General features: G+C 58.6%; 26 protein-coding genes and 1 tRNA gene. 11 read left to right on the top strand and 16 right to left on the bottom strand.

The window, feature by feature from the left end; all coding sequences use genetic code 11:
• Positions 1 to 371 precede the first annotated feature (371 nt).
• Positions 372 to 734 (top strand): DUF6124 family protein, encoded by a 363-nt coding sequence (locus JFT81_RS12845; RefSeq protein ID WP_201227595.1) that lies wholly within the window; start codon positions 372 to 374, stop codon positions 732 to 734.
• Between the two features lie 85 nt (positions 735 to 819).
• Here the strand turns inward: JFT81_RS12845 and JFT81_RS12840 are convergent, their stop codons facing one another.
• The 7 genes from JFT81_RS12840 to JFT81_RS12810 all read right to left on the bottom strand — a co-directional run bounded on the left by JFT81_RS12840 (position 820) and on the right by JFT81_RS12810 (position 5,012).
• Entirely contained in the window at positions 820 to 1,224 is a 405-nt protein-coding gene (locus tag JFT81_RS12840) for a type II toxin-antitoxin system HicB family antitoxin (RefSeq protein WP_201227594.1), read from the bottom strand.
• A gap of 208 nt (positions 1,225 to 1,432) precedes the next feature.
• Positions 1,433 to 1,591 carry a hypothetical protein gene (locus JFT81_RS12835; RefSeq protein WP_176091699.1) on the bottom strand — a complete coding sequence of 53 codons (159 nt, stop codon included), beginning with the start codon at positions 1,589 to 1,591 and terminating at the stop codon, positions 1,433 to 1,435.
• Positions 1,588 to 2,313 carry a zeta toxin family protein gene (locus JFT81_RS12830; RefSeq protein ID WP_201205165.1) on the bottom strand — a complete coding sequence of 242 codons (726 nt, stop codon included), beginning with the start codon at positions 2,311 to 2,313 and terminating at the stop codon, positions 1,588 to 1,590. The genes JFT81_RS12835 and JFT81_RS12830 overlap by 4 nt, the downstream gene beginning before the upstream one ends.
• A 308-nt stretch (positions 2,314 to 2,621) precedes the next feature.
• A tRNA-Gly gene (locus tag JFT81_RS12825) sits at positions 2,622 to 2,695 on the bottom strand.
• Positions 2,696 to 2,853: 158 nt separating this feature from the next.
• Entirely contained in the window at positions 2,854 to 3,738 is an 885-nt protein-coding gene (locus JFT81_RS12820; protein WP_201149734.1) for an alpha/beta hydrolase, read from the bottom strand.
• Between the two features lie 317 nt (positions 3,739 to 4,055).
• Positions 4,056 to 4,748: a pseudouridine synthase gene (locus JFT81_RS12815; RefSeq protein WP_201227593.1), complete on the bottom strand. Its 693-nt coding sequence runs from the start codon at positions 4,746 to 4,748 to the stop codon at positions 4,056 to 4,058.
• A 33-nt stretch (positions 4,749 to 4,781) separates the two neighbouring features.
• On the bottom strand, positions 4,782 to 5,012 hold the full coding sequence (locus tag JFT81_RS12810; RefSeq protein WP_201227592.1) for a cysteine-rich CWC family protein: 231 nt from the start codon (positions 5,010 to 5,012) through the stop codon (positions 4,782 to 4,784).
• Positions 5,013 to 5,343: 331 nt separating this feature from the next.
• On the opposite strand from JFT81_RS12810, the gene JFT81_RS12805 reads away from it, so the two are divergent.
• Both JFT81_RS12805 and JFT81_RS12800 read left to right on the top strand, forming a co-directional pair.
• Positions 5,344 to 5,595, top strand: coding sequence for a hypothetical protein (locus JFT81_RS12805; protein ID WP_201227591.1), 252 nt, complete (start codon positions 5,344 to 5,346; stop codon positions 5,593 to 5,595).
• Positions 5,596 to 5,776: 181 nt separating this feature from the next.
• On the top strand, positions 5,777 to 6,184 hold the full coding sequence (locus tag JFT81_RS12800) for a hypothetical protein (RefSeq protein ID WP_201227590.1): 408 nt from the start codon (positions 5,777 to 5,779) through the stop codon (positions 6,182 to 6,184).
• A 66-nt stretch (positions 6,185 to 6,250) separates the two neighbouring features.
• On the opposite strand, the gene JFT81_RS12795 is transcribed toward JFT81_RS12800, so the two are convergent.
• Positions 6,251 to 7,363: an enoyl-CoA hydratase/isomerase family protein gene (locus tag JFT81_RS12795; protein ID WP_201227589.1), complete on the bottom strand. Its 1,113-nt coding sequence runs from the start codon at positions 7,361 to 7,363 to the stop codon at positions 6,251 to 6,253.
• 132 nt (positions 7,364 to 7,495) lie between these two features.
• Between JFT81_RS12795 and ung the strand changes: the two genes are divergently transcribed.
• Positions 7,496 to 8,188 (top strand): uracil-DNA glycosylase, encoded by a 693-nt coding sequence (gene ung / locus JFT81_RS12790; RefSeq protein ID WP_201149748.1) that lies wholly within the window; start codon positions 7,496 to 7,498, stop codon positions 8,186 to 8,188.
• Between the two features lie 127 nt (positions 8,189 to 8,315).
• On the opposite strand, the gene JFT81_RS12785 is transcribed toward ung, so the two are convergent.
• The 5 genes from JFT81_RS12785 to JFT81_RS12765 form a co-directional block, all read right to left on the bottom strand.
• Entirely contained in the window at positions 8,316 to 9,350 is a 1,035-nt protein-coding gene (locus JFT81_RS12785) for an AbrB family transcriptional regulator (protein ID WP_201227588.1), read from the bottom strand.
• Positions 9,343 to 10,857: a tripartite tricarboxylate transporter permease gene (locus JFT81_RS12780; RefSeq protein WP_201227587.1), complete on the bottom strand. Its 1,515-nt coding sequence runs from the start codon at positions 10,855 to 10,857 to the stop codon at positions 9,343 to 9,345. The genes JFT81_RS12785 and JFT81_RS12780 overlap by 8 nt, the downstream gene beginning before the upstream one ends.
• A 1-nt stretch (position 10,858) precedes the next feature.
• Positions 10,859 to 11,317, bottom strand: a complete 459-nt coding sequence (locus JFT81_RS12775) for a tripartite tricarboxylate transporter TctB family protein (RefSeq protein ID WP_201227586.1) — start codon at positions 11,315 to 11,317, stop codon at positions 10,859 to 10,861.
• Between the two features lie 56 nt (positions 11,318 to 11,373).
• Positions 11,374 to 12,351, bottom strand: a complete 978-nt coding sequence (locus JFT81_RS12770) for a tripartite tricarboxylate transporter substrate binding protein (RefSeq protein WP_201227585.1) — start codon at positions 12,349 to 12,351, stop codon at positions 11,374 to 11,376.
• A 115-nt stretch (positions 12,352 to 12,466) separates the two neighbouring features.
• Positions 12,467 to 13,759, bottom strand: a complete 1,293-nt coding sequence (locus JFT81_RS12765) for an OprD family porin (protein WP_201227584.1) — start codon at positions 13,757 to 13,759, stop codon at positions 12,467 to 12,469.
• A 237-nt stretch (positions 13,760 to 13,996) separates the two neighbouring features.
• Between JFT81_RS12765 and JFT81_RS12760 the strand changes: the two genes are divergently transcribed.
• Together JFT81_RS12760 and JFT81_RS12755 are read left to right on the top strand one after the other, a co-directional pair.
• Positions 13,997 to 14,668 (top strand): response regulator, encoded by a 672-nt coding sequence (locus JFT81_RS12760; protein ID WP_201227583.1) that lies wholly within the window; start codon positions 13,997 to 13,999, stop codon positions 14,666 to 14,668.
• Positions 14,661 to 16,046, top strand: a complete 1,386-nt coding sequence (locus JFT81_RS12755) for a sensor histidine kinase (protein ID WP_201227582.1) — start codon at positions 14,661 to 14,663, stop codon at positions 16,044 to 16,046. The genes JFT81_RS12760 and JFT81_RS12755 overlap by 8 nt, the downstream gene beginning before the upstream one ends.
• A 109-nt stretch (positions 16,047 to 16,155) precedes the next feature.
• Here JFT81_RS12755 and JFT81_RS12750 read toward each other — a convergent pair whose 3' ends face one another.
• Positions 16,156 to 16,977, bottom strand: a complete 822-nt coding sequence (locus JFT81_RS12750; protein WP_201148615.1) for an HDOD domain-containing protein — start codon at positions 16,975 to 16,977, stop codon at positions 16,156 to 16,158.
• A gap of 35 nt (positions 16,978 to 17,012) precedes the next feature.
• Positions 17,013 to 17,954: a folate-binding protein YgfZ gene (locus tag JFT81_RS12745; protein WP_201227581.1), complete on the bottom strand. Its 942-nt coding sequence runs from the start codon at positions 17,952 to 17,954 to the stop codon at positions 17,013 to 17,015.
• Between the two features lie 150 nt (positions 17,955 to 18,104).
• On the opposite strand from JFT81_RS12745, the gene JFT81_RS12740 reads away from it, so the two are divergent.
• Positions 18,105 to 18,359 carry a succinate dehydrogenase assembly factor 2 gene (locus JFT81_RS12740; protein WP_201148613.1) on the top strand — a complete coding sequence of 85 codons (255 nt, stop codon included), beginning with the start codon at positions 18,105 to 18,107 and terminating at the stop codon, positions 18,357 to 18,359.
• Entirely contained in the window at positions 18,343 to 18,795 is a 453-nt protein-coding gene (locus JFT81_RS12735) for a protein YgfX (protein ID WP_201227580.1), read from the top strand. Before JFT81_RS12740 ends, JFT81_RS12735 begins: the two co-directional genes overlap by 17 nt.
• Here the strand turns inward: JFT81_RS12735 and nadB are convergent.
• On the bottom strand, positions 18,764 to 20,380 hold the full coding sequence (gene nadB, locus JFT81_RS12730) for an L-aspartate oxidase (RefSeq protein WP_201227579.1): 1,617 nt from the start codon (positions 20,378 to 20,380) through the stop codon (positions 18,764 to 18,766). The genes JFT81_RS12735 and nadB overlap by 32 nt on opposite strands.
• 560 nt (positions 20,381 to 20,940) lie before the next feature.
• On the opposite strand from nadB, the gene rpoE reads away from it, so the two are divergent.
• Genes rpoE through JFT81_RS12715 form a run of 3 tightly spaced genes read left to right on the top strand, consistent with a single transcriptional unit; the run spans position 20,941 to position 23,114 of the window.
• Positions 20,941 to 21,522 carry an RNA polymerase sigma factor RpoE gene (rpoE, locus tag JFT81_RS12725; RefSeq protein WP_003172477.1) on the top strand — a complete coding sequence of 194 codons (582 nt, stop codon included), beginning with the start codon at positions 20,941 to 20,943 and terminating at the stop codon, positions 21,520 to 21,522.
• Between the two features lie 30 nt (positions 21,523 to 21,552).
• Entirely contained in the window at positions 21,553 to 22,140 is a 588-nt protein-coding gene (locus JFT81_RS12720; RefSeq protein ID WP_064388462.1) for an RseA family anti-sigma factor, read from the top strand.
• An 8-nt stretch (positions 22,141 to 22,148) separates the two neighbouring features.
• A complete protein-coding gene (locus JFT81_RS12715; protein ID WP_201227578.1) occupies positions 22,149 to 23,114 on the top strand; it encodes a MucB/RseB C-terminal domain-containing protein in 966 nt (321 codons plus the stop codon).
• The last annotated feature ends 105 nt before the right edge of the window (positions 23,115 to 23,219 follow it).

Here is a 23,219-nt window from a genome sequence, read left to right as displayed (position 1 = left end):
GCCGTATAAACGTATTCCGAGTGGCGTGTTTCAAGTCGTGCAGTGTTACGACCTGAAGCCTACAAATCCTTGCGCCGTTGCCTACCGCTAAGCCAGAATCCGCCGGCTTGTGCGCTTGGGAGGCGGTCGGTAACTTGGTTCGCGTCACTGATTTCCAGTGATCGGGTTTAGTAGCCCGGCATCCTCAATCTAAATAGCTGCATGAGTACCACTCAGTCAGGCGAATGCTTGTACCTAATGGTGGCTGTGCGCATGGCGCCCTCGGGTGCGCCGGATTTGGATTGGGGTCCGGTCTACTAACTTGCGCACAGCTGCCACCCATCCGTTTAGTAGCGAGATCGGTTGCGGCCTTACTAAAAGGTCTCAATCCAATGTTCAAAGTTACGCCCAATCCGCCGGAAACCGATCCGGCATCCCCCTACGGATCACCCAACTCAAAGAAATTCCACGAAGCCGCCGAACGCGCCCTCGACCACTATCTCAGCCCTACGGCCAGAATCATGGGTTCCACCCACGAAACCGAACCGATGTACCTCGCCAACCCTGCCTACGACACCGAGTCTCTGCTGGCCAACGCCAGCGAAACACTCGGCTCGGCCACCACCATGCTCAGCAACTTCGCCGCGCTGCTGGACACCTCACACCGCAAGACCGCACTCGGTATCGCGCAGGTTGTGATGTTGGGCGAATTGGCGGTGAATCAGGCCCTGGATAAGGTTGTGCCGGCTGAGTAATCAAAAAATCGTCGATTTGTAGCAGACACAAAAAACCGGCTTTAAGGGCCGGTTTTTTATAGTTGCGCCTACGAACATTCACGATTCAAGGCGCCAACATCCGCAAGGCCGCCGAAGTCAAAAACGCCGAACGATTCTTCTCCTCCGGATGATGGTGAACGTGAAGATCAATCCGCTCCAGCAGGTAGCCCGGTAGCGTAATACTCAGTTCCTGCGGACTCCCGAGGCACCGACCGACATCCGCATCCACCAACGCCCAAACGCAGCCCGCGTATTTCTGAATGGAGAAGTGAGTTCCAAGTTTCCCAGCGACCGGAATGGCTGCACCACTTTCCGCCAGAATTTCGATGTGGGCCTCTATGGCCGCTTTTGCCATCTCAATGGCATCCTCTTGATCCTCTCCGGCAGAAAAACACCCCGGCAGATCCGGCACCTCAACCCCCCAGGCACATTCACCGTCACTGGCAGACATTGCGATTGGATAGAGCATCTAGATCATCCCCTTGAGCACGCAGCGCTTTTTGTTAGAGAGATCAAAGCGTAAAGGGGGATGGCGTTTCTGCAATCAACGGTGTGTTTCTGAATCATTCTGCAACGGGGCAAAGATTAAAAACTGGAATAGACATTGCGGTACGGTAAATACCAGAAAGAAAAAGCCCGGCACTTTGCCGGGCTTTTTTTAAAATTCAGTAAAGTAATCACGCCTGCTTTTCACGCGCCGCCGACATCACTTCATTCTGTTTTTTGGTAGCTTCGGTGAGCACTTCACTGTAAACGCGCTTCTTCTCTTCCGATTTCGCATTCCGAATGAAGTCTGCGAATGGACTCGTGGACTCTTTTGTGGATCCGAATTTCATGGGGTTACTCCGTCATTGATCCCAAGCATGGCCATCAGATCGTGTCTCGTATGCTTCTCGGGGATATGGTAGTCGATCTTGTCGACGCCAGCCTTGTAGAGGCGTCCAGAATTATCAATGTGCTTCACGAGCAGATCGACATGAATGTCCTTGCCAAACTCTAGCTTAAGGGTGTTTACCACGTCACGCGCTGCAAAGTATTGGTCGACGAAATGCTCCGGTCGAATCCTTCGTCCTTCGGCTTCCTCACGGGCTCTGACAAAGGACCAGGCAAGTCTAGGATCTTGATAGACGTAGAGAATTTGCACAAATCTCCCTTTGTCTAGGCAGCGCTGCACATTTTTCCTTGCGATCTCCATATTGGAAAGCGTCCCGTCCAGCAGGAAAGACTGTTTTCGCTCCAGGGCAAGGTCAATCAGCTTTCCGACGAGAATTGAAACGGCTCCTTGGAAAAGCCAGGCATTGCCACCTTGATAGGCTTCAAATTCGTTTCTGAGCTCGTCTGGATCGATTCGCAGGATGGGGGTATCGGAGAAGAGGTTCAGCAGGGCTAATGATGCCTCTGTTTTACCAGCGCCCGGCGAACCTGCCATGAATACCGAAACAGGCTCTTTTTCGGGAGGATAGGTGGCCTGATCGGTTAGCCGCATACCGATAGCTTTCTTGTTTGATCGAGCAAACTTGATTGCACCATCCCAGATGGCCTGCTCCGCTTCCGTCATTCCCTGCCTTTTATCTTCCTGCACTGAGCGCGCAACCTCTTAGAGTGAGCAGTGATTTGCCGTGTGCTCCGGATTTTCTGTACCGAGCGCCAGATCATTCCCTTGAACAGACTCCACTTGTTGTCATTAGAGAACCCGAAGCGTAGAGGGGACTGGCGAATCTGCAATCAACGGAGTGTTTCTGAAAGGTTCCGTACTGCCCAGATGGCAAACATCAAATCCCAGACACAAAAAAACCGGCCATCAAGGCCGGTTTTTTCTGTTCCTGATCTCCCGTCGAAAAGCGCAACGTTAGACCGATATTTGAGTGGAGCGGGTAGAGGGAATCGAACCCTCGTCGGAAGCTTGGGAAGCTACTGTTCTACCATTAAACTATACCCGCTCAGAGCGGCTGACTTTGTACCAGACTCGGCCACGGATTTGAAGTTTTTCTTTTACTCATGAACGCTTTAAATCACTGAAAACGGTCAATCGCGGGCGAGCACTGCGGTGCGTAAAGCAAAATCTCAACCCTGCAGACTCGCTCGCGACGACACGCTTTCAAATGGCCAATGCATGTTGATCCTGAACAAACGAGTAACGCGTTCGGCTGGTCTGCGGTGCCGGTTTCAGAAACCCGAGCAAGGCATTCTGACTGTCACGGCAGGCAGCCTTGTGCTCCATGTCGAGAAAGTGCCCGGTGGCTTGCAGAGTGGTAAACGTGCTCTGCGCCACATGATTGCCGAACAGGCGCGCATCTTCGGCAGCGGTGTACTCGTCCCATTCGCCGTTTAGAAACAGCACCGGCACGTTGATCTTCTTCGCTGCGTTCAAATAGCACTGGCGATCGCTGTGCAGCACATCGCTGATGTGGAAATGCATCTGCCCGTATTCGTGCTCGGCCAGGCTGCTGACGTGGCGATAGTTGAAGCGCTTGAACAGTGATGGCAGATGTTTGCCGATGGTGTTGTTGACCAAGTGGCCGACGCGGTCGCCGTCGCGTTGGCCGAGGTAGTCGACGCCGCGTTCGAGGTAATCGAGCATGTGTGCGTTGATCACCGGCGAGAACGAGCTGATCACGGCCCTTTCTATGCGTCGAGGCTGGTGGGCGAGGGCGACCAGTGTCGCGGCGCCGCCCCAGGAAAACGACAGCACGTGCTCGGCGGCGAAGTGGTCAATCAACTCGAGCAGAATCTGCCCTTCGACCTCCTTGGTCAGCGGCTTTTCGTGGCGGTTGTGCGCTTTTGATCGGCCCGCGTAAGGCTGGTCATAGCAAACCACGTTGAATTGCGGGTGCAGGTTTTTCACAGTCTGTGCAAACGACGCAGTCGTGGCCATCGAGCCGTTGACCAGAATGATGGTCTTTTCTGCGGCGTCTGCGCGATAGAACTCCGTGTAAACCCGATACTGACCCTGTATATCCAGCACAGCGATTTCTGGCCTCATGTCATAAGACTCCTGGCAAGCAAGCGGGTATGCGCGCAAATAGAGATTGCACGAGCTTTGTGACAGGTAGGCATACGCCTGGAATTTGCTTGGCCCATGTCGATCCGTTACGGCAGGTCGACGGGTGTTGTTATTGGCGGGCAGTCTGCCGGCTGAGGCGCAACCCAGAGGGCTGACGACCGGCAAAAAGTTTCTTAGAGGTATGGTGTGACTCATCGGTCACAATTTGGCCGACGTCCTGATTCAAGCAGGGGGATCAGGATCGCGCAAGTGCCGTTGGTAAATTGTTCGACAACTTCTGCTGAGCGGTCGCTGGCTTAGAACAAATGAATCTCATCGGTGCGTAAAGCGCGGTACTCGCCCGGTTTTAGCGCGTTATCCAGCCGCAACGGGCCCATGGATTCGCGGTGCAGGCGCAGCACTTTGTTGTTGAAGTGGCCAAACATGCGCTTCACCTGATGGTAGCGACCCTCGACGATGCTCAGGCGCGCCGACCGTGGGCCGAGCAACTCCAGCTGCGCCGGTTGCGTGGTCAGGTTCTCGAAGGCGAAGTAAATCCCTTGGGCAAAGGTGATCGCATATTGCGCGCCAATCTCCTGCTCGGTTTCGACGTAATAGACCTTTGGCAGTTTGGTTTGCGGTTGGGTCAGGCGTCGCGACCACGTGCCATCGTTGGTGATCAGCATCAACCCGGTGGTGTTGAAGTCCAGGCGTCCGGCGATATGCAAGTCGTCCTTGTCGGGTTCGTCGATCAGGTCGAGCACGGTCGGATGCTGCGGGTCGCGGGTGGCGCTGACGCAGCCGGGCGGCTTGTGCAGCATGAAGTAGCGGGCCGGTTTGCCGGGTTGCAGCACCTCGTCATCGACTTCGACACGGCTGAACTCGAGGACATCGCTGTGCGGATCGCTGACGACTTTTCCGTCAATCCGCACGCGCTTTTCCACCAGCAACAGGCGAACCTGCTGACGGTTGTAGCGGGGCAGGTTGCTGAGAAAACGGTCGACGCGCATGTTCAGAGTTCGGCGGGTGAAGGGGCGCGCATCTTACGGGATCACGCGTTTGGCCGCTTGCAGTTGCGCCTCGACTTGCGCGCAGCGCGGGCACAGGCAGGATTTGTTGCGCAGTTCCGCCGGCAAGGCTTCGAGCACGGCCGGATCAATAGTCACGGCGTAGCACCAGCATTCGCGATCGGCGGTGCGTGGGTCGGCCAGGGTGCAATCGTTGCGGGCGCCGCAGGCCGGGCAAAGGTCGGGTGAAACGTCGGATTCAGGCATAAGTCGAGTGAGGCTTTTCCACGCAGGTGCGATTGCGGCCGGTTTGTCTGGCCCGGTACGCCGCATGATCGGCCCGCGACAGCAGGCTGTGCAAGGTGTCATCGAACGAAGCGGCGGCCGATGGTGTGCATTCTAAGGGCAGTTTCTGCAAATAACTGGATGACTGACACACTGCTATCGCGAGCAGGCTCGCTGCCACAGGGGGCTGCGTTGGGTATGGCCACCGCTGATCTGATGTCAGTACTGGTTGGGCACTTGATTGATCCGTATCAGTCAAAACTGTGTCGGCTGCTCTGTCCTGGTGCGGCCGTGGGTCTTTCAGGAGGCCGCCATGCGTGTACAGAAGATGTTGCTCGGTGCAGTTCTGATTTTTGGTTTGTCCGGTTGTTACTACTACGCCGGCCCCTACGACGCCTATCCTGCCACTTACTACTATCCCGGCTATTACTCGCCTTATTACTACGGTGGTTATTACGGCCCGCGTTACTACGGCGGCGCCCGCTATTACTACGGCGGCTACGGTTATCGAGGTGGTTACGGACGGGGTTATCACGGAGGCGGATATCATGGTGGCCACCATTAATCAGTTGCTGAATGACGACGTTTTGCGGATGAACAGGGTTTCATAAATCACTTGTTTCAACTTGTTGCAGAAACGCACCAGATGCCGAAAACGCTGTCTGATTTTTCGTCAGTCACCGAATAATCGACTGACGCCCGCCAGCGTCGCTGGTGTGGCCCACCCGCGGTCCAAGGAGGCCGCCATGTATAGACGAATCCTACTGCTTGCTGCGTTGATGTTTTCCGTTGCCGGTTGCGCCCCTTACTCTTACGCGGACTCGTATTACAGCTCCGAGGTCTACACCTCACCCGCACCGGCTTACTACAACACGGGCGGCAATTATTACAGCGGTGGCAGCACGTACTACTCGGCGCCGCGCTACTACCAGCCAGCACCGCGTTATTACCAGCAACCGCGGTATTACCAACCGGCGCCGCGCTACTATCAACCCGCTCCACGCTACTACGAGAGCCGCCGCTGGCACGGCAATGATCGTGGCAACTGGGACGGCCACCGTCGCGGCGGTTGGGACAACGATCACCGGGGTCGCGGCAACTACGACCGACACAGCGGACGTGGCGACCACAATGGGCGGGGCAACCGCTGGTAATCACCCGCAATAGAAAGCGGCGCATTGAGCGCCGCTTTTTTTGTGTCTGAATTTCACCCTGGAAAGTCAGTACTGCGTCAAATCCGCCAACGGATGCCGCCCTTCCCAGACCTTGTGAAAGTGCGCCTCAACCACTGCATCCGGCACGCTGTTGATATCCGGCCAGTGCCAATGCGGCTTCTGATCCTTGTCGATCAGCCGCGCTCGCACCCCTTCGCTGAACTCCGGGTGTCGGCAGCAGTTGAGGCTCAGGGTGTATTCCATCTGAAAGACTTCGGCCAATGACATATGCCGCGCGCGGAGGATCTGTTCCCAGACCAGGTGCGCAGTCAGTGGCGAGCCTTCGCTCATGGTCTTAGCCGCGCGTGCGATTAAAGGATCGCTGCTGTCACGCTGCAGGCTGATGGCTTTCCAGGCGCAGGTCACGTCGCTGACATCCAGTAACTCATCGATCAACGGACGGCGCGGCAACCATTGCGCTTCGGGCATCTGCGCCACGGCTTCTTGCTGCAGCGCCTTGAGCAGGCTGTTGAGTTGCATGTCGGTCTGTTCCTGCCAGTTCAACTGCAACAGGCCTTCGAGCAGTTGTGGCTGCTGTTCGTCGAGCAGAAAACGGTCGGCGAGATCCAGGTCGATCGCATCGCGCCCGTTCATGTGCGCACCCGTCAGGCCGAGAAACAACCCGAGCTTGCCCGGCAGCCGCGACAGGAACCAACTGGCGCCGACATCCGGATACAAACCGATGGTGATTTCCGGCATCGCCAGACGGCTGCTCGGCGTGACAATCCGTGTGCTGGCGCCTTGCAGCAGGCCCATGCCACCGCCGAGCACATAACCATGGCCCCAACAGATCAGCGGTTTCGGGTAGGTGTGCAGGCTGTAATCCAAGCGGTATTCCGCAGCGAAAAATTGTGCGGCCAGTGGCGGCACTTCGCCGGGATGGGCGAAACAGGCATCGACCAGACTGCGCACTTCGCCACCCGCGCAGAAGGCTTTGGCGCCGTTACCGCGCAGCAATACGCAGACGATTTGTGGATCCTTGGCCCAGGCATTCAATTTGTCGCCGAGGGCGTTGATCATCGGCAGGGACAGCGCATTCAGCGACTTTTCAGCATCCAGGCTGGCGACACCGATGCGGGCGCCGTCGGTGCCGGTGAGTTCTTCGAAGTGCAGATTCATCGTGACCTCGATCGGGAATTTGAGCGTTCAGTATGATCGCTGTATGGGAAAGTGCCGGATCTGCGTCAGATCAATTGACAAGCGTGGTCGGCTTTCCTAGGGTTCGCCCCATTGTTTTTGCCGGGTATGACCATGACTGCTGACGACCGTATCAAACTCGAACCGAGCTGGAAGGAGGCACTGCGTGCTGAATTCGACCAGCCTTACATGGCAGAGTTGCGCCAGTTTCTGCAGCAGGAGCGCGCAGCCGGCAAGGAAATCTATCCGCCGGGACCGATGATTTTCAATGCGCTGAACTCGACGCCGCTGGAAAAAGTGAAAGTGGTGATCCTCGGCCAGGACCCGTACCACGGCCCGGGACAGGCGCATGGCTTGTGCTTTTCGGTGCAACCGGGCGTGCCGGCACCGCCGTCGCTGGTCAACATCTATAAAGAGTTGAAGCGCGACCTCAACATTGATATTCCCAACCATGGCTACTTGCAGAGCTGGGCCGATCAGGGGGTTTTGATGATCAACACCACCATGACCGTCGAGCGCGCCAACGCCAATGCGCATAAAGACAAGGGCTGGCAGTTCTTCACCGATCGGATCATCGAACTGGTCAGCGAGCGCCAGCCGCATCTGGTGTTCATGCTCTGGGGCGCGCATGCGCAGAGCAAGCAGAAGCTCATCGATGCGACCAAGCATCTGGTGCTGACATCGGTGCATCCGTCGCCGTTGTCGGCGTATCGCGGCTTTTTGGGTTGCGGGCACTTCAGCCGCACCAACAAGTTTCTCGAGCAGAATGGCGAGACGCCGATCGAATGGCGTTTGCCGCCGGTTTGACCGGTTGACCGCGCGGGCCCCTTCGCGAGCAGGCTCGCTCCCACAGGTTGTTGTGGGTGCCACAGATTATGTGCACACCCCAAAACCCTGTGGGAGCGAGCCTGCTCGCGAAAAGGGCGACGCGGTTTTACTCGGGATTACGATTCCAGTACTTGAACAGCGGCTCCGCCAGAAACAGCACAAACAACAGCCGCATTACCTGCATCGCCGTCACCAGCGGCACCGACAGTTGCAGCGTCTCCGCCGTCAGACTCATCTCGGCAATCCCGCCGGGCATCATGCCCAGCGTCAGCGAACGCAGATCCAGATGGGTCAACGCGCTCAATCCCAACGCTGCCAACGTCGCGATCAACATGGTCAGCGCCGTACCGATCAATGTGCGACCCATGAATGACGGCGCCCGGCGGAAGAACTGCCGGTTGAAGTGACACCCCAAACCGCTGCCAATCAACCACTGGCCAATCTGACTGCCGCCGTTGGGCAAACCGATGTGCAGATCCCAGCCAATGCTCACTGCCGCACTCACCAGCAACGGCCCGAATAGCCACGGATTCGGTTGCCGTAAACGCTGCCAAAGCCACGCGAGCAAACCACCCGCCGGAAACAGAATCGCCAGCCAGCGCCAATCGACGCTGCCAGCATGAGAAATCGGATTGCCGTCGCCCAGCAAGTACTTGAATGCTGCCGGTACACACAGCACCACCACCAGAACACGCAAGCTTTGTCCCGCCGCAACGTGGCTGAGCATCGCGCCGTTACGAGCGCCGAGGTTGACCATCTCCCCGGAGCCGCCGGGCATGCTGGAGAAAAATGCCGTGGCGCGATCTTCACCGGTGCGCCGCATCAACCATACGCCGACCACCGCCGACAAGCTGGTGACCAGCGCACCGAAGAAGATCAACCCGAAATGACTGAGCACCTGCTCCATCACCCCCGGGGTGAAATGCAGGCCGATGCCGATGCCGACAATCCACTGGCCGCACTTGCGGCCGCCAGGGATTTCCGTGAGCTGCCACGGCGTCAGGCAGCGCACGAGAATGATCGCCAGTAACGAGCCGACCATCCACGGCAGTGGCCAGCCGATCTGACTGGCGAGGTATCCGCCGAGCAGACCGACCAGCGGGGTTCCCCACCAGGATTTAAGTGAGGCGCGATCAAACATCGGCAAGGGCGCGACGCGCGACCGAACGTTTGCGCCAGATGCGGATCAGCGGGAAGATCAGCATCAGCGCGGTCAGCACCCAGACACCGAAGGTGATCGGGCTCGACCAGAGGATTTCCAGCGCACCGTTGGAAATCGACAGCGCACGACGCAGGTTCTGCTCCATCAGACCGCCGAGGATGAAACCCAGCAATACCGGTGACAACGGGAAGTCGAGCTTGCGCAGGATGTAACCGAAGATGCCGATGCCGACCATCAGGAACAGGTCGAAGGTGGTGGCGTGCACTGCGTAGACGCCGATCCCGGTAATGATTGCGATCACCGGCACCAGTGCCCAGTTCGGCACAGCGAGGATGCGGGTAAAGATGCGGATCATCGGGATGTTGAGGATGACCAGCATGATGTTGGCGATGAACAACGAGGCGATCAGGCCCCAGACAATGTCCGGTTGTTGCTGGAACAGCAACGGGCCTGGGGTGATGTTGTAAAGCGACAGCGCGCCGATCATCACCGCCGTGGTGCCCGAACCTGGAACGCCCAGCGTCAGCATTGGCACCAGCGCGCCACAGGCCGAAGCACCGATAGCGGTTTCCGGCGCCGCGAGGCCACGGGCATCACCTTCACCGAATTTGCCACCGGCACCGGCGATGCGTTTTTCGGTCATGTAGGCCACAGCACTGGCCAGCGTTGCGCCGGCACCCGGCAACACGCCCATGATAAAACCGAGCAGGCCGCAACGGATGTTCACCACAAACACCGAAGACGCTTCCTTGAAGTTGAACATCATCCGGCCCGTGGCTTTCACCGCTTCCTGGCCGTGGTGGGTTTTCTCCAGCAGCAACAGGATCTCGCTGACCGAGAACAGCCCCAGCACCAGCACGACAAATTGAATGCCGTCGGTGAGATGAATGTTGTCGCCGGTAAACCGATAGACGCCACTGTTGGCGTCGATGCCGACGGTGGACAGGAACAGACCGATCAGCGCCGCAATAAAGGTTTTCAACGGCCGATCACCGGCCATGCCGCCGAGACAGACAATCGCGAAGACCATCAGCACGAAGTATTCCGCCGGGCCAAAGGCAATCGCCCACTTCGCCAGCAGCGGGGCGAACAGCACCATGCCGCAAGTGGCGATGAACGCGCCAATGAACGAACTCCACGCCGACAACGACAGCGCCACACCGGCCAGGCCTTTGCGGGCCATCGGGTAGCCGTCGAGGGTGGTCATTACAGTGGAGGCTTCGCCCGGAATGTTCAGCAGGATCGAACTGATCCGGCCGCCGTACTCGCAGCCCAGGTACACCGCTGCCAGCAGGATCAGCGCCGATTCCGGCGGCAATCCAAGGGCAAATGCGATGGGGATCAGCAGCGCCACACCGTTGATCGGACCGAGGCCCGGCAACAGCCCGACAACGGTGCCGATCAGCGTGCCGCACAGCGCAGTCACCAGGTTGTAGGGACTCAGCGCGACGCCGAAGCCCTGGCCCAAATAGCCAAGAGTATCCATATCAGTTCTCCAGAACGTCGAGCAGGCCAAGGGGCAGCGGAACGTCCATCACACGGTCGAACAAGAGGTACAGACCGATGGCCATCAGCGTGGTCACCACGATGCTCGGCAGCCAGCGGCCGCCATACAGACGCGCCATCGGTATGCCGGTGACGATGCTGGCGACGATGAAACCCAGCGGCTCGAAGGTGCCGGCGAACACCAGCAACAGCACCACGCAGATGCCGATTTTGCTCAGGGTTTCGCGATCCAGTGGCGGCTCGTCTTCGCTGTGCTTGATCGGCGCCGGACGGAACACCATGTACAGCAGCGCTGTGCCCATCAGGGCGAGCATCAGCAGAGGGAAGGCGCGCGGGCCAACCGGTTCGTAAGAAAAAGCCGCTTGATACGGCCACGCCATCAGTGCCAGGCCGACACAGACCAGCAACAGCACCGAGGCGAAAATGCGTTGAATAAGCATGGGAGCTCCTGTGCTGCGTTCCCGCAATCGGGAACGCAGCCGCTAGACAGAGACGATCACTGGATCAGGCCGAACTCTTTGGCCAGCACTTTGTAGTCCGCGACCTGCTTCTTCACGTAGGTGTCGAGTTCCGGGCCGGTCATGGCGAACGGGAACAGTTCACGCTGATCGCGCAGCTTGGCGAACTCGTCGGAGGCCAGCAGTTTGTCGAAGGCGTCTTTCCACCAGGCGTAATCTTCGTCGCTGACTTTTGGCCCGAGATAGAAACCGCGCACCACCGGCCAGACGATGTCGTAGCCTTGCTCCTTGGCGGTCGGGATGTCTTTCATTTCCGGCTCGTCGAGACGCTTGTCGGCGAACACCGCGAGCAGCCGCATGTCGCCGCTCTGGATGTGCGGCATGGAGTCGGAGATGTCGGTGCTGCCGACCTGAATGTGGCCACCGAGCAGGGCCGTAGCGATCTCGCCGCCACCTTCGAGCGCCACATAGCGCAGGTCACGCGGGTTGATGCCGGCGGCCTTGGCGATCAGTGCGGTTTGCATCCAGTCCTGGCTGCCGACGGTGCCGCCGGAACCGATGACCACGGAGCTAGGGTCCTTCTTTAATGCCTGAACGAGATCGTCGAGGGTCTTGTAGGGCGAATCGCTTTTCACCGCGATGGCACCGTAGCTGGTGCCGACTGCTGCCAACCAGCGCACGTTGGTTTCATCGAAACGACCGAACTTGCCCTGCGCCAGGTTCAACAACGAACCGCTCGACCACGCTACCAGCGTGCCGGCATCGGCCGGGCGCTGAGCGACCACCGCGTTGTAGGCCACCGCACCAACACCGCCGGGCATGTAGGTCACGCGCATCGGTTTGCTCAGCAGCTTCTCGTTGACCAGCGCGCTTTGCGCCAGTTTGCAGGTCAGGTCAAAACCACCGCCGGGCGAGGCCGGGGCGATGCACTCCGGGCGTTTCGGTTCGGCCATCAACTGTCCGGCAACCAGCATCATGCCGGCAGCTAATGCAACTTTACGCAGTGAAAAATTCATTGGTCTCTCCACAGTTTTTTGTTGTAAGGGCTTTTTGTAGGAGCTGCCGAAGGCTCGGGCCGCGATCTGTTGATCTTTTGATCTTGCGGCCAGAACACCAGGGCATTTCAATCAATTACCAAAGGGCAACGCTATAGCTCACCAGCAACCGCACTTCATCGGCGTCGCGGGCGGAGTAATTGGAACGGTAAGTGGCATTGCGCAAACGCACGGCAACGTCCTTCAAGGCGCCGCTTTGTACTACATATTTGATCTCGGTGTTGCGCTCCCACTCTTTGCCTTCTTCACCGTTCTTGAGCTTGATGTTGTCACCGCTCAAGTAGCGGCTCATGAAGCTCAGGCCTGGAATGCCGAGCTTGGCAAAGTCGAAGTCGTAGCGTGCTTGCCAGGAGCGTTCTTCGGCTCCGGCGAAGTCGTTGATCTGCACGAAGTTGACCAGATACGGGTCGCTGCCATCGACATAGGGGAAGGCGCTGTCGCCAGACATGTGTTGATAACCGGCGCTGAACTTGTGGCCGCTCAGTGCATAGCTGACCAGACCGTTGAGTGAGCGGTTGTCGATCTCGCCGCCACGGGCTGCGCCTTGATCGTCACTGACTGCGAAACGCAGGTCGGTGGCGAAAGTGCCGGGGCCCATTGGCCGGGAAGCGACCAGGCCGAAGAAGTGCTGGTTATAGACTTCGTCGAGTTGGGCGAAGTGGTAACTGCCGGTGATCTTGTCGGTGAACTTGTAGTCCACGCCGCCAAAATCGAAGTGCTTGCCGGCAGCGGTGCCGGCAAAACGGCTGTTCTTGTTGTTGAGGGCGATGTCCTCGAAATCGGTGCTGTCGCGATCCTTGGCTTTTTCCAGACGGCCGCCGGTGAAGGTCAGGTTCTTGATTTCTTTGGAGGTCAGCAAGCCGCCTTCAAAGGTCTGCGGGAGGATGCGCCCGTCGTTGGGTTTGAGAATCGGCAGTTCGGGAATCAGGCTGCCGATTTTCAGTTCGGTGGCGGAGATTTTTACTTTGCCGGTCAGGCCGAGCTTTGAGTATTCGTCGGCGGCGCGCCCGTCATCGTGGGTCGGCAACAGGCCGGTGCCGGTGCGGTCCGGGCTCGAGTCGAGTTTGACGCCGAGCATGCCCAATGCATCGACACCGAACCCCACGGTGCCGTCGGTGTAACCCGACTGCAAATTGAGCATGAAGCCCTGGGCCCATTCGTCACGCTTGGATTGCTGGGCGCTGGTGCCATCGCGAAAGTCGCGATTGAAGTACATGTTGCGGGTTTCGAAGGTGGCGCTGCTGTCTTCAATGAAGTCGGCAAAACTCAACGGCGAAAAACCGGCGAGGGCGGCGGCGCTGGCAAGGGCGGTATGGCTGAAACGGGAAGGACGAACAGGCGTAAGAGCCTTGGTCTGCAAGGACGGCATGCGGGGTGTACTCCGTTTATTGTTCTTATTGGTCGAAAACGCTTCGAGGCGTTTTTCGTATCGCTGTGTGGCAGCAGCGACGGCAGTCGGGACTGTCCGTAGGCCGACTCTAACGGGCCAACCTTTCGCTAACCTTTCAGCCGACTTTCACGGTTTTCGGGCTTCACAGCGGCGGTTGCGGCTGTAAACTCCGCGACAAAGAGTGGCGTCGACCACCCCTTAACGAGGTAAAAATCCATGCGTGTTCTGCTCGTCGAAGACCATCTGCAACTGGCCGAAAGTGTAGCTCAGGCGCTCAAGAGCACCGGTCTTACCGTGGACGTGTTGCACGATGGCGTGGCCGCCGACCTGGCGCTGAGCAGCGAGGAATACGCCGTGGCGATTCTCGATGTTGGTCTGCCGCGCATGGACGGTTTCGAGGTGTTGGCGCGGTTGCGCGCGCGCGGAAAAAATCTGCCGGTGCTGATGCTGACCGCGCGCAGCGACGTGAAAGACCGGGTGCACGGCCTCAATCTGGGCGCCGACGACTACCTCGCCAAACCTTTCGAACTGACTGAACTGGAGGCGCGGGTCAAAGCCTTGCTGCGCCGCAGTGTGCTCGGTGGCGAGCGCCAGCAGCGCTGCGGTGTGCTGGCCTATGACCTCGACACCCGACGATTCACGCTCGGTGACGAATTGCTCACGCTGACCTCTCGCGAGCAAGCCGTGCTCGAAGCCCTGATCGCCCGGCCGGGAAGGGTGATGAGCAAGGAGCAACTGGCCGCGCAGGTGTTCGGCCTCGATGAAGAAGCCAGCCCCGACGCTATCGAAATCTACGTGCACCGCTTGCGCAAGAAACTCGATGGCCAACCCGTAGCAATCGTGACCTTCCGTGGCCTCGGTTATCTGCTGGAAAGCCGCGATGCATAAGCCCAGCAGCCTGCGCTGGCGGTTGTTGTGGAACCTCGCGCTGCTGCTGGTGGTGCTGATGCTCGCCAGTGGCTTGAGCGCTTACTGGAATGGCCGCGAAGCCGCCGATACCGCGTATGACCGTACGTTGCTGGCTTCGGCGCGAACGATTGCCGCCGGTTTGTCGCAGCGTGATGGCAGCCTCAGTGCCGATGTGCCTTACGTGGCCCTCGACACCTTCGCTTACGACAGCGCGGGGCGGATTTATTATCAGGTCAATGACATCCACCAGAAGCTGATTTCCGGCTACGAAAACCTGCCCGGCCCACCACCCGGCACCAAGCGCACCGACAGTTACCCGGCGCTGGCGCGTTTCTATAACGCCACTTACAAAGGGCAGAACGTTCGCGTCGTCAGTCTGTTGAAAGCCGTCACAGAGCCCAACATGAATGGCATGGCAGAAATCCGTGTGGCCGAAACCGACGAGGCGCGGGTGAGCATGGCGCGCAGTCTGGCGGCGGATACCTTGCTGCGCTTGGGCATGCTGGCGATTGGTGCGTTGCTGTTGGTGTGGTTTGCGGTCAGCGCAGCATTACGCCCGTTGGAGCGTTTGCGCACGGCGGTGGAGGAGCGTCAGCCCGATGACTTGCGCCCGTTGCCGTTAGTGGAAGTGCAGCATGAGTTTGGGCCGCTGGTGCGCAGCCTCAACCATTTCACCGAGCGCCTGCGCGGTCAGTTCGAAAGGCAGGCGCAGTTCATTGCCGATGCGGCGCATGAGCTGCGGACGCCTCTGGCAGCGTTGAAAGCGCGGTTGGAGCTGGGCTTGCGTTCGAGTGAACCGCAAACCTGGCGTACGACCTTGGAATCCTCCGCGCAGAGCACCGATCGCCTGACCCATCTGGCCAATCAATTGCTGTCGCTGGCGCGCGTCGAAAATGGTGCGCGGGCGATTGCCGAGGGCGGCGCGCAGCTGCTTGATCTGAGCCAATTGGCCCGGGAACTGGGCATGGCCATGGCGCCATTGGCGCATAAGCGCGGGGTGGCGTTGGCGCTGGAAGCGGATGAGCCGGTGTGGTTGCGTGGTGAGCCGACATTGCTCAATGAGCTGCTGAGCAATCTGGTCGATAACGCACTGGCGCACACGCCGCCGGGCGGCAATGTGATTTTGCGGGTGACGGCGCCGGCGGTGCTTGAGGTTGAAGACGACGGCCCGGGTATTCCGCTGGAAGAACGCGACCGGGTCTTCGAACGTTTTTACCGACGTAATCAGCAGGTCGCGGGTTCCGGGTTGGGGCTGGCGATTGTCGGCGAGATTTGCCGGGCGCATCTGGCGCAGATCAGTTTGCACGATGGCCAACAGGCGGGTCTGAAGGTGCGGGTCAGTTTTATTGCCGGATGATTCTGCGGTGCTCTTGCAGGCCTCTTCGCGAGCAGGCTCGCTCCCACAGGAGAATGCATTCCAAAAGTGGGAGCGAGCCTGCTCGCGAAGGGCGCGCCTCGGTCTTGGATCAGTAAAACATCGTCCGCGACTCTTCCAGATCCGCGCACAACGCCTTGTTCTCGGGGTCGATACCAAGCTTTCGGAACGCCGGAACACTCAGCGGATCGATGCGCGCAAACGGATGATCGCTGTCCTTGTGGCAATACAGGCTCGCCACTTGCACCAGATCGACGTAGTCGATTTCCGCCGAGTCGCGTTTGAAATCCTGATACAGCCCCGGCAACTCCACCAGCCGTTCAGGAAACTCCCAGACCCGCAGCAGCTTGTCGCCGAGCAGCGGGTGAATGTGATCGATCACATGGTTGAGGCTGACCGGATCCGACAGCAGTTCGTAGTGATCTTCGGCGTAAGTCAGAATCGGCAGCACGCCGATCTGATGCACCAGCCCACCCAGTGCAGCCTGATCGGGCTTGAGCTGGGTGTAGCGCCGACACAACGCATAGCTGACGCCGGCGATCTCCAGACTCTTGCGCCAGACTTCGCGCATCTTCTGTTCGACCACCTCGGAGCGGGCGTGGAAGATTTGCTCCATCACCAGACCAATCGCCAGATTGCTGCTGTAATTGACCCCCAGTCGGGTGATGGCAGTGTGCAGGTCGGTGACTTCCTGAGTTGCGCGCAGCAGCGGACTGTTGACCACTTTGATCAGGCGCGCCGACAGCGCCGTGTCACGGCCGATCACTTTGCTCAGGTCGCTGACGCTGATGTCCGGGTCTTCAGCGGCCTTGCGAATTTGCATGGCCACTTCCGGCAACGTGGGCAGAACCAGGTCATCGTTATCGATGGCCTCAACCAAATCCTGTTGGACTTTTTCCGCCAGTTCGCTCATTTAGACTCTCTAGGGTGTTGCAACAAATGCTGCGATCAGCGCTGGATTTCGCGGTCACGATCCAGTTCATACGGCAGGTCGAGCAACTGCAGCGCCGGGCCTTCAAGAGCGCCCAGATGCACATCGCCGGCTTCAGCAGCTTCGGCCTGCAACACCGCCAGGAGTTCAATGGTTTGCCCCGCGTTGGCGGCCAGCACCACTTCACCAATGGCGCTGTTGTGGCTGGGTGCAAACAGTTGCGTGCCAGGCTCAGGCAGTTCGGCGGTATTCAGGCTCAAGCGATACAGACGACGCTTGAGTTTGCCCAGGTACTGCATGCGCGCGACGATTTCCTGGCCGGTGTAACAGCCTTTCTTGAAGCTCACGCCACCGACGGCTTGCAGGTTGAGCATTTGCGGGATGAACAGTTCGCGGGTGCTCGGCATGACCTGGCCGATACCGGCGCGGATCTGGCCCAGCAGCCATTGATTCAGTTCGCCTTCCGGCAGGGCGGCCGTCAGTTTGGTTTTGATCGCATCAGCCTGATCGGCTGGCGCCCAGAGCTCGGCGCGATCAGGCGAGACGCGAATCGCGATCAAGCCTTCGTTGCGCACGACACTGTCGGTTTCGGCCGGCAAGTCGAGGCCGAGACTGGACAGGGCGATGTCACCCTGCTGCAGACCGAAGCGTACCCACGCGGCGCTTTCGTCAGTCAGTTTCGATTTGGAGAACACCGCGTATTTTTTCAGGTCTGCCAGTTGCGGCTCCAGCAGGTCACTGGCCATCGCCAGCAGTACGCCATCAGCGTCGAGCAGAATGCGAAAACTCGACTGCATCCGGCCTTTTTGCGTGCAACGGGCGCCGAGGCTGGCACGGCTGTCACTGAGGTAGTTGAGATTGCAGGTCAGTTGGCCTTGCAGGAATTTTCCGGCATCCGCGCCGCGAACCGCGAGAACGCCTTCATGAGACAGGGTGCAGAAAAAAGCAGAATCGGCCATGGGTCATCGCAGGGTAAATAGACTGGGGCACATCATAAGGGCGCGTTGTTGAAATGGGTAGTTGATAAAGGATCGGTGGTGCCCGACCAAAGCCGACTGTGCGAGCAGCGTCGGGACTGTATACTTGCCGCCAAATTTGAGGAGGGCCCCATGGTCGAACAAGTTGAACTGAATCGCCTCTTTTGGCACAGCCGTCGCGGCATGCTTGAGCTTGACGTGTTGCTGGTGCCTTTTGTGAAAGAGGTTTATGCAGGCCTGAATCAGGTGGATCGCGATTTGTACGTGCGCCTGCTGGAGTGCGAGGATCAGGACATGTTCGGCTGGTTCATGGAGCGCAGCGAGTCCGAAGACCCTGAGCTGCAGCGCATGGTTCGGATGATTCTGGACCGTGTTCAGCCCAAGTAACACCTTCGAATGCCGCTGGCATGCCTCACGGCAGTTGCTGGCGGCGTATCTGTTGGCCCAGGCATTCGCGCTGGGTTCTCTTTTTCTACTGTCGATTCCACTCTGGGCGAGTCTTCTCGGGGCTTTCTGCTGTGTGCTCCACGGTTTTTGGGCGCTGCCACGGCAGATTCTGTTGAGTCATCCCAAGGCCTTTCGAGGATTGCGTCGCGATGCCGATGGCTGGCAGCTATGGAATCAGGCTGATGGCTGGCAAGCCGCGCAACTGCGACCGGACAGCCTGGCGCTGCCGCTGATCGTGGTGCTGCGCTTTCGCTTGCGCGGGGAATGGCGAGTCAGGTCGATCTGCGTGCCACGCGATGCGCAGGCGGCGGACTTGCACCGACGCCTGCGAGTGCGGCTCAAGTTCAGCCGACGTAGGTGGGCGGCACCAGAATAGTGTCGAGCGCCTCGGGCAGCAGGCCTGGATAATCAAGCGTGTAATGCAGGCCACGACTTTCCTTGCGCTCCATGGCTGAACAAATCATCAGCTCGGCGACCTGTGCGAGGTTACGCAGCTCGATCAGGTCGCGACTGACTTTATAGTTGCTGTAGAACTCGTCGATTTCGTCCAGCAGCAGACGCACGCGGTGCTGTGCCCGTTGCAAGCGTTTGTTGGTGCGTACGATGCCGACGTAGTCCCACATGAACCGGCGCAGTTCGTCCCAGTTGTGCGCAATGATCACGTCTTCGTCGGAGTCGGTAACCTGGCTGGCGTCCCACTCGGGCAGGGCATCCGGTGCGGTCACATTGTCCAGTTGCGCAAGAATGTCCGCCGCCGCCGAGCGTGCATAGACGAAACATTCCAGTAACGAGTTGCTGGCCATGCGGTTGGCGCCATGCAGGCCGGTGAAACTGGTTTCGCCGATGGCGTACAGCCCCGGCACATCGGTGCGGCCATGTTGATCGACCATGACGCCGCCACAGGTGTAATGCGCGGCAGGGACGACCGGGATCGGCTGTTTAGTGATGTCGATGCCGAAACCGAGGCAGCGCTCATAAACAGTGGGGAAGTGCGTCTTGATGAAATCTTCGGGCTTGTGGCTGATGTCGAGGTAGACGCAGTCGACGCCCAAGCGCTTCATTTCATGGTCAATGGCGCGGGCGACGATGTCGCGCGGTGCCAGTTCGGCGCGCTTGTCGAAGCGATACATGAAGCGCTCACCGTTCGGCAGCTTGAGGTGCGCACCTTCGCCACGCAATGCTTCAGTGATCAGGAAACTTTTGGCTTGAGGGTGGTAAAGGCAGGTCGGGTGAAACTGGTTGAATTCCAGATTCGCCACCCGGCAGCCAGAGCGCCAGGCCATGGCGATGCCATCTCCGCAGGCGCCATCGGGGTTGCTGGTATAGAGGTAAACCTTGGCGGCGCCGCCCGAAGCCAGGATAACGAAGCGTGCGCCGTAGGTGTCGACCTCGCCAGTGGCGCGATTCAGTACGTAAGCACCGAGACAGCGGTCGCCATCCATGCCCAGACGTCGCTCGGTAATCAGATCGACGGCAACTCGCTGTTCCAGCAACTCAACGTTTGAACGCTCTTTGGCTTGGGCCAGCAGGGTTTTGAAGATAGCCGCACCGGTAGCGTCAGCGGCGTGAATGATGCGCCGATGGCTGTGGCCGCCTTCGCGGGTCAGGTGAAACTCGAATCCGCCGTCTTCAGTGCCGGACTGTTCGTCGCGGGTGAACGGCACACCTTGATCGATCAGCCACTGAATGGCCTCGCGGCTGTGCTCGACGGTGAAACGCACTGCGTCTTCATGGCACAGGCCGCCGCCGGCGTTCAGAGTGTCATCGACGTGAGATTCGACAGTATCGGTGTCGTCGAGCACGGCAGCGACGCCGCCCTGGGCCCAGAAAGTCGAACCGTTGGCGAGATCGCCCTTGCTCAATACGGCAATGCGCAAATGACCCGGCAGGGTCAGCGCAAGACTCAAACCGGCAGCACCGCTGCCAATGACCAGAACATCGTGTTGGAATTGTTGGCTCATTACAGGATTCCGCGCAAAGCGACCCGGGTCGGGGGTGGTGCAGGACCGCTGGATCGGCGAGTCAAGACAGCCACACAGCCCACTAGTATATAGAGGGGTGGGGCGGCACAATAGCCGAGCCCAGATGGCATTGTGAAACTACTGTGACGGGAAAAACCGGGCGCTTCGTCGGAAGATTTTTTCTCCGGTATGGGGAAAAGACGACTGTATCGGCGCTGAAACAGACTTTTTCGACCCAGGGTTGCTCAATGTCGGGTGGCTACGACTATAAATAATTGGAACTTTTGCCAAAGGCCCAAGATCAATAGTCGGTGCCGGAAACAAGGGACAGTGTCGGGCTTCAGTGCGGAATCTGTGGTTGAGGTTCCTGCCGGCGAAACCGATAACAAGATTATTCGCGCAGCCGGTTTATCCCGCGCTGCGTTTTTCGTGCGTGCCAAATCAGAGCTCGCAGGAAACTTGCCTGAAGGGGGAGAACTTTTGCGAAAAGCCCGAGTCTATGTTTGCAAGTCTGGTCGTTTAGTTATGCAAGTCTCCTTCGGGCTTATCGAGGAGTGTTCATGCTAACCCAGGAAGAGGATCAGCAGCTGGTCGAACGCGTTCAGCGTGGCGACAAGCGAGCTTTCGATCTGCTGGTGCTGAAATATCAGCACAAAATTCTCGGGTTGATCGTGCGTTTTGTGCACGACACCCATGAAGCCCAGGACGTGGCTCAGGAAGCCTTTATCAAGGCGTATCGAGCACTTGGCAACTTTCGCGGCGACAGTGCGTTTTATACGTGGCTGTACCGTATTGCCATTAACACGGCAAAGAATTACCTGGTTTCACGCGGCCGTCGGCCGCCGGATAGTGATGTAAGTTCCGAAGACGCAGAGTTCTACGATGGCGATCACGGCCTCAAGGATCTCGAGTCACCAGAACGTGCACTGCTGCGGGATGAGATCGAAGGCACAGTCCATCGAACCATTCAGCAACTGCCAGAGGATTTGCGTACGGCATTAACTTTACGTGAATTCGATGGTCTGAGTTACGAGGACATTGCGAGTGTCATGCAATGTCCGGTGGGTACCGTGCGCTCCCGGATTTTCCGCGCTCGGGAGGCCATCGATAAAGCCCTGCAGCCGTTGTTGCAGGAAAACTGAGACAGCGGCGACAGCCAAGAGAGGAACGCCATGAGTCGTGAAGCCCTGCAGGAATCGCTGTCCGCAGTGATGGATAACGAAGCGGACGAACTGGAATTGCGTCGAGTGATTAATGCACTGGACGACGTAGAAACCCGTGAGACCTGGGCTCGTTACCAGATCGCTCGGGCAGCCATGCACAAGGATCTGCTGCTTCCACGTCTGGATATCGCTGCGGCAGTGTCTGCTGCACTGGAAGACGAAACGGCTCCGGCCAAAGTATCTCGCAGCCCATGGCGCAACCTCGGCCGTCTGGCTGTTGCAGCCTCGGTCACTGTTGCCGTTCTGGCCGGTGTGCGTCTGTATAACCAGGACGAGATCGCTGGCGTTGAACTTGCCCAGCAATCGAATCAGCCAACCCTGGCCACTCCACAGGTCAAAGGTCCGGCTGTTCTGGCAGGTTATAGTGAGAGCTCGGAAGCCACTGGCCCTATGGCCAACGGCGTGTTGCAAGGTCAACCAGGCTGGCACGATCAGCGTCTGCCAGGCTACTTGCGCCAACATGCTCAACAGGCTGCATTGAAGGGTACTGAGAGCGCGCTTCCTTATGCGCGTGCGGCAAGCCTGGAAAACCGTTAAGGAGGATCATGCGCGCCATACCTCTACTTTCGCTTCTGCTCAGTGGCTGGTTCATCGTTCCAGCCCACGCCGACGAGGCCCAGGACTGGTTGACCCGTCTGGGCCGGGCCGAGCAGCAGCAAAGCTTTCACGGCACCTTCGTTTACGAGCGTAACGGTAGTTTTTCTACCCATAACATCTGGCATCGCGCCCAGAATGGCCAGGTCCGCGAGCGTTTACTCCAGCTCGACGGTTCGGCTCAGGAAGTCGTGCGCATTGATGGGCATACTCAATGCGTCAGCGGCACCCTGATTGCCGGGCTGGGGGATTCTCCCAACTCTGCCGCTCGTCCGCTCGATCCGCAAAAGTTGAAAAACTGGTATGACCTTGCCGTCATCGGCAAATCGCGCGTTGCTGGGCGAGACGCTGTGATTGTTTCGCTGACGCCTCGCGACCAGCATCGTTATGGTTTTGAGCTGCATTTGGACAAGCAGACCGGCCTCCCATTGAAGTCGTTGCTGTTGAACGACAAAGGGCAATTGCTTGAGCGCTTCCAGTTCACCAGCCTCGATACCGACGATGTTCCATCGGATAAAGACTTGTTGGCAGACGCTGACTGCAAGCCAATCACCCTCGCCAGTGACAAGGCTTCGGCTGTGAAGACCGCTCAGGTCTGGCATTCGGAGTGGCTGCCGCCGGGTTTCGAGCTCACCAGCAGCACCTCGCACAAAGACCCGGAAACCAAAACTCAGGTGAACAGCCTGATGTACGATGATGGGCTGGCGCGGTTCTCGGTGTTCCTTGAGCCTTTAAATGGCGCGACCGTTACCGATACCCGGACTCAACTGGGCCCGACTGTTGCCGTATCCCGTCGCCTGACCACACCTGATGGCGAGATGATGGTCACAGTGGTGGGTGAGATCCCAATCGGCACCGCCGAACGAATTGCTCTGTCGATGCGCAATACCGATGGCGCTGCAACCAGCAAGCAGTGAGCTGATTTCAGTCATTACCATTTCTTCGTCGAGACGGAGATGAAATGTTTGCTGAGCATTTTCATTTGCAAATACCCCGAAAGTTTTTTATAGGTCAGAGCCTCA

Source organism: Pseudomonas sp. TH43, from assembly GCF_016650635.1.
Classification (GTDB): Bacteria; Pseudomonadota; Gammaproteobacteria; order Pseudomonadales; family Pseudomonadaceae; genus Aquipseudomonas.
Note: the sequence above shows the minus strand (reverse complement) of the source record. Positions and strands in the feature narration are given on the sequence as shown.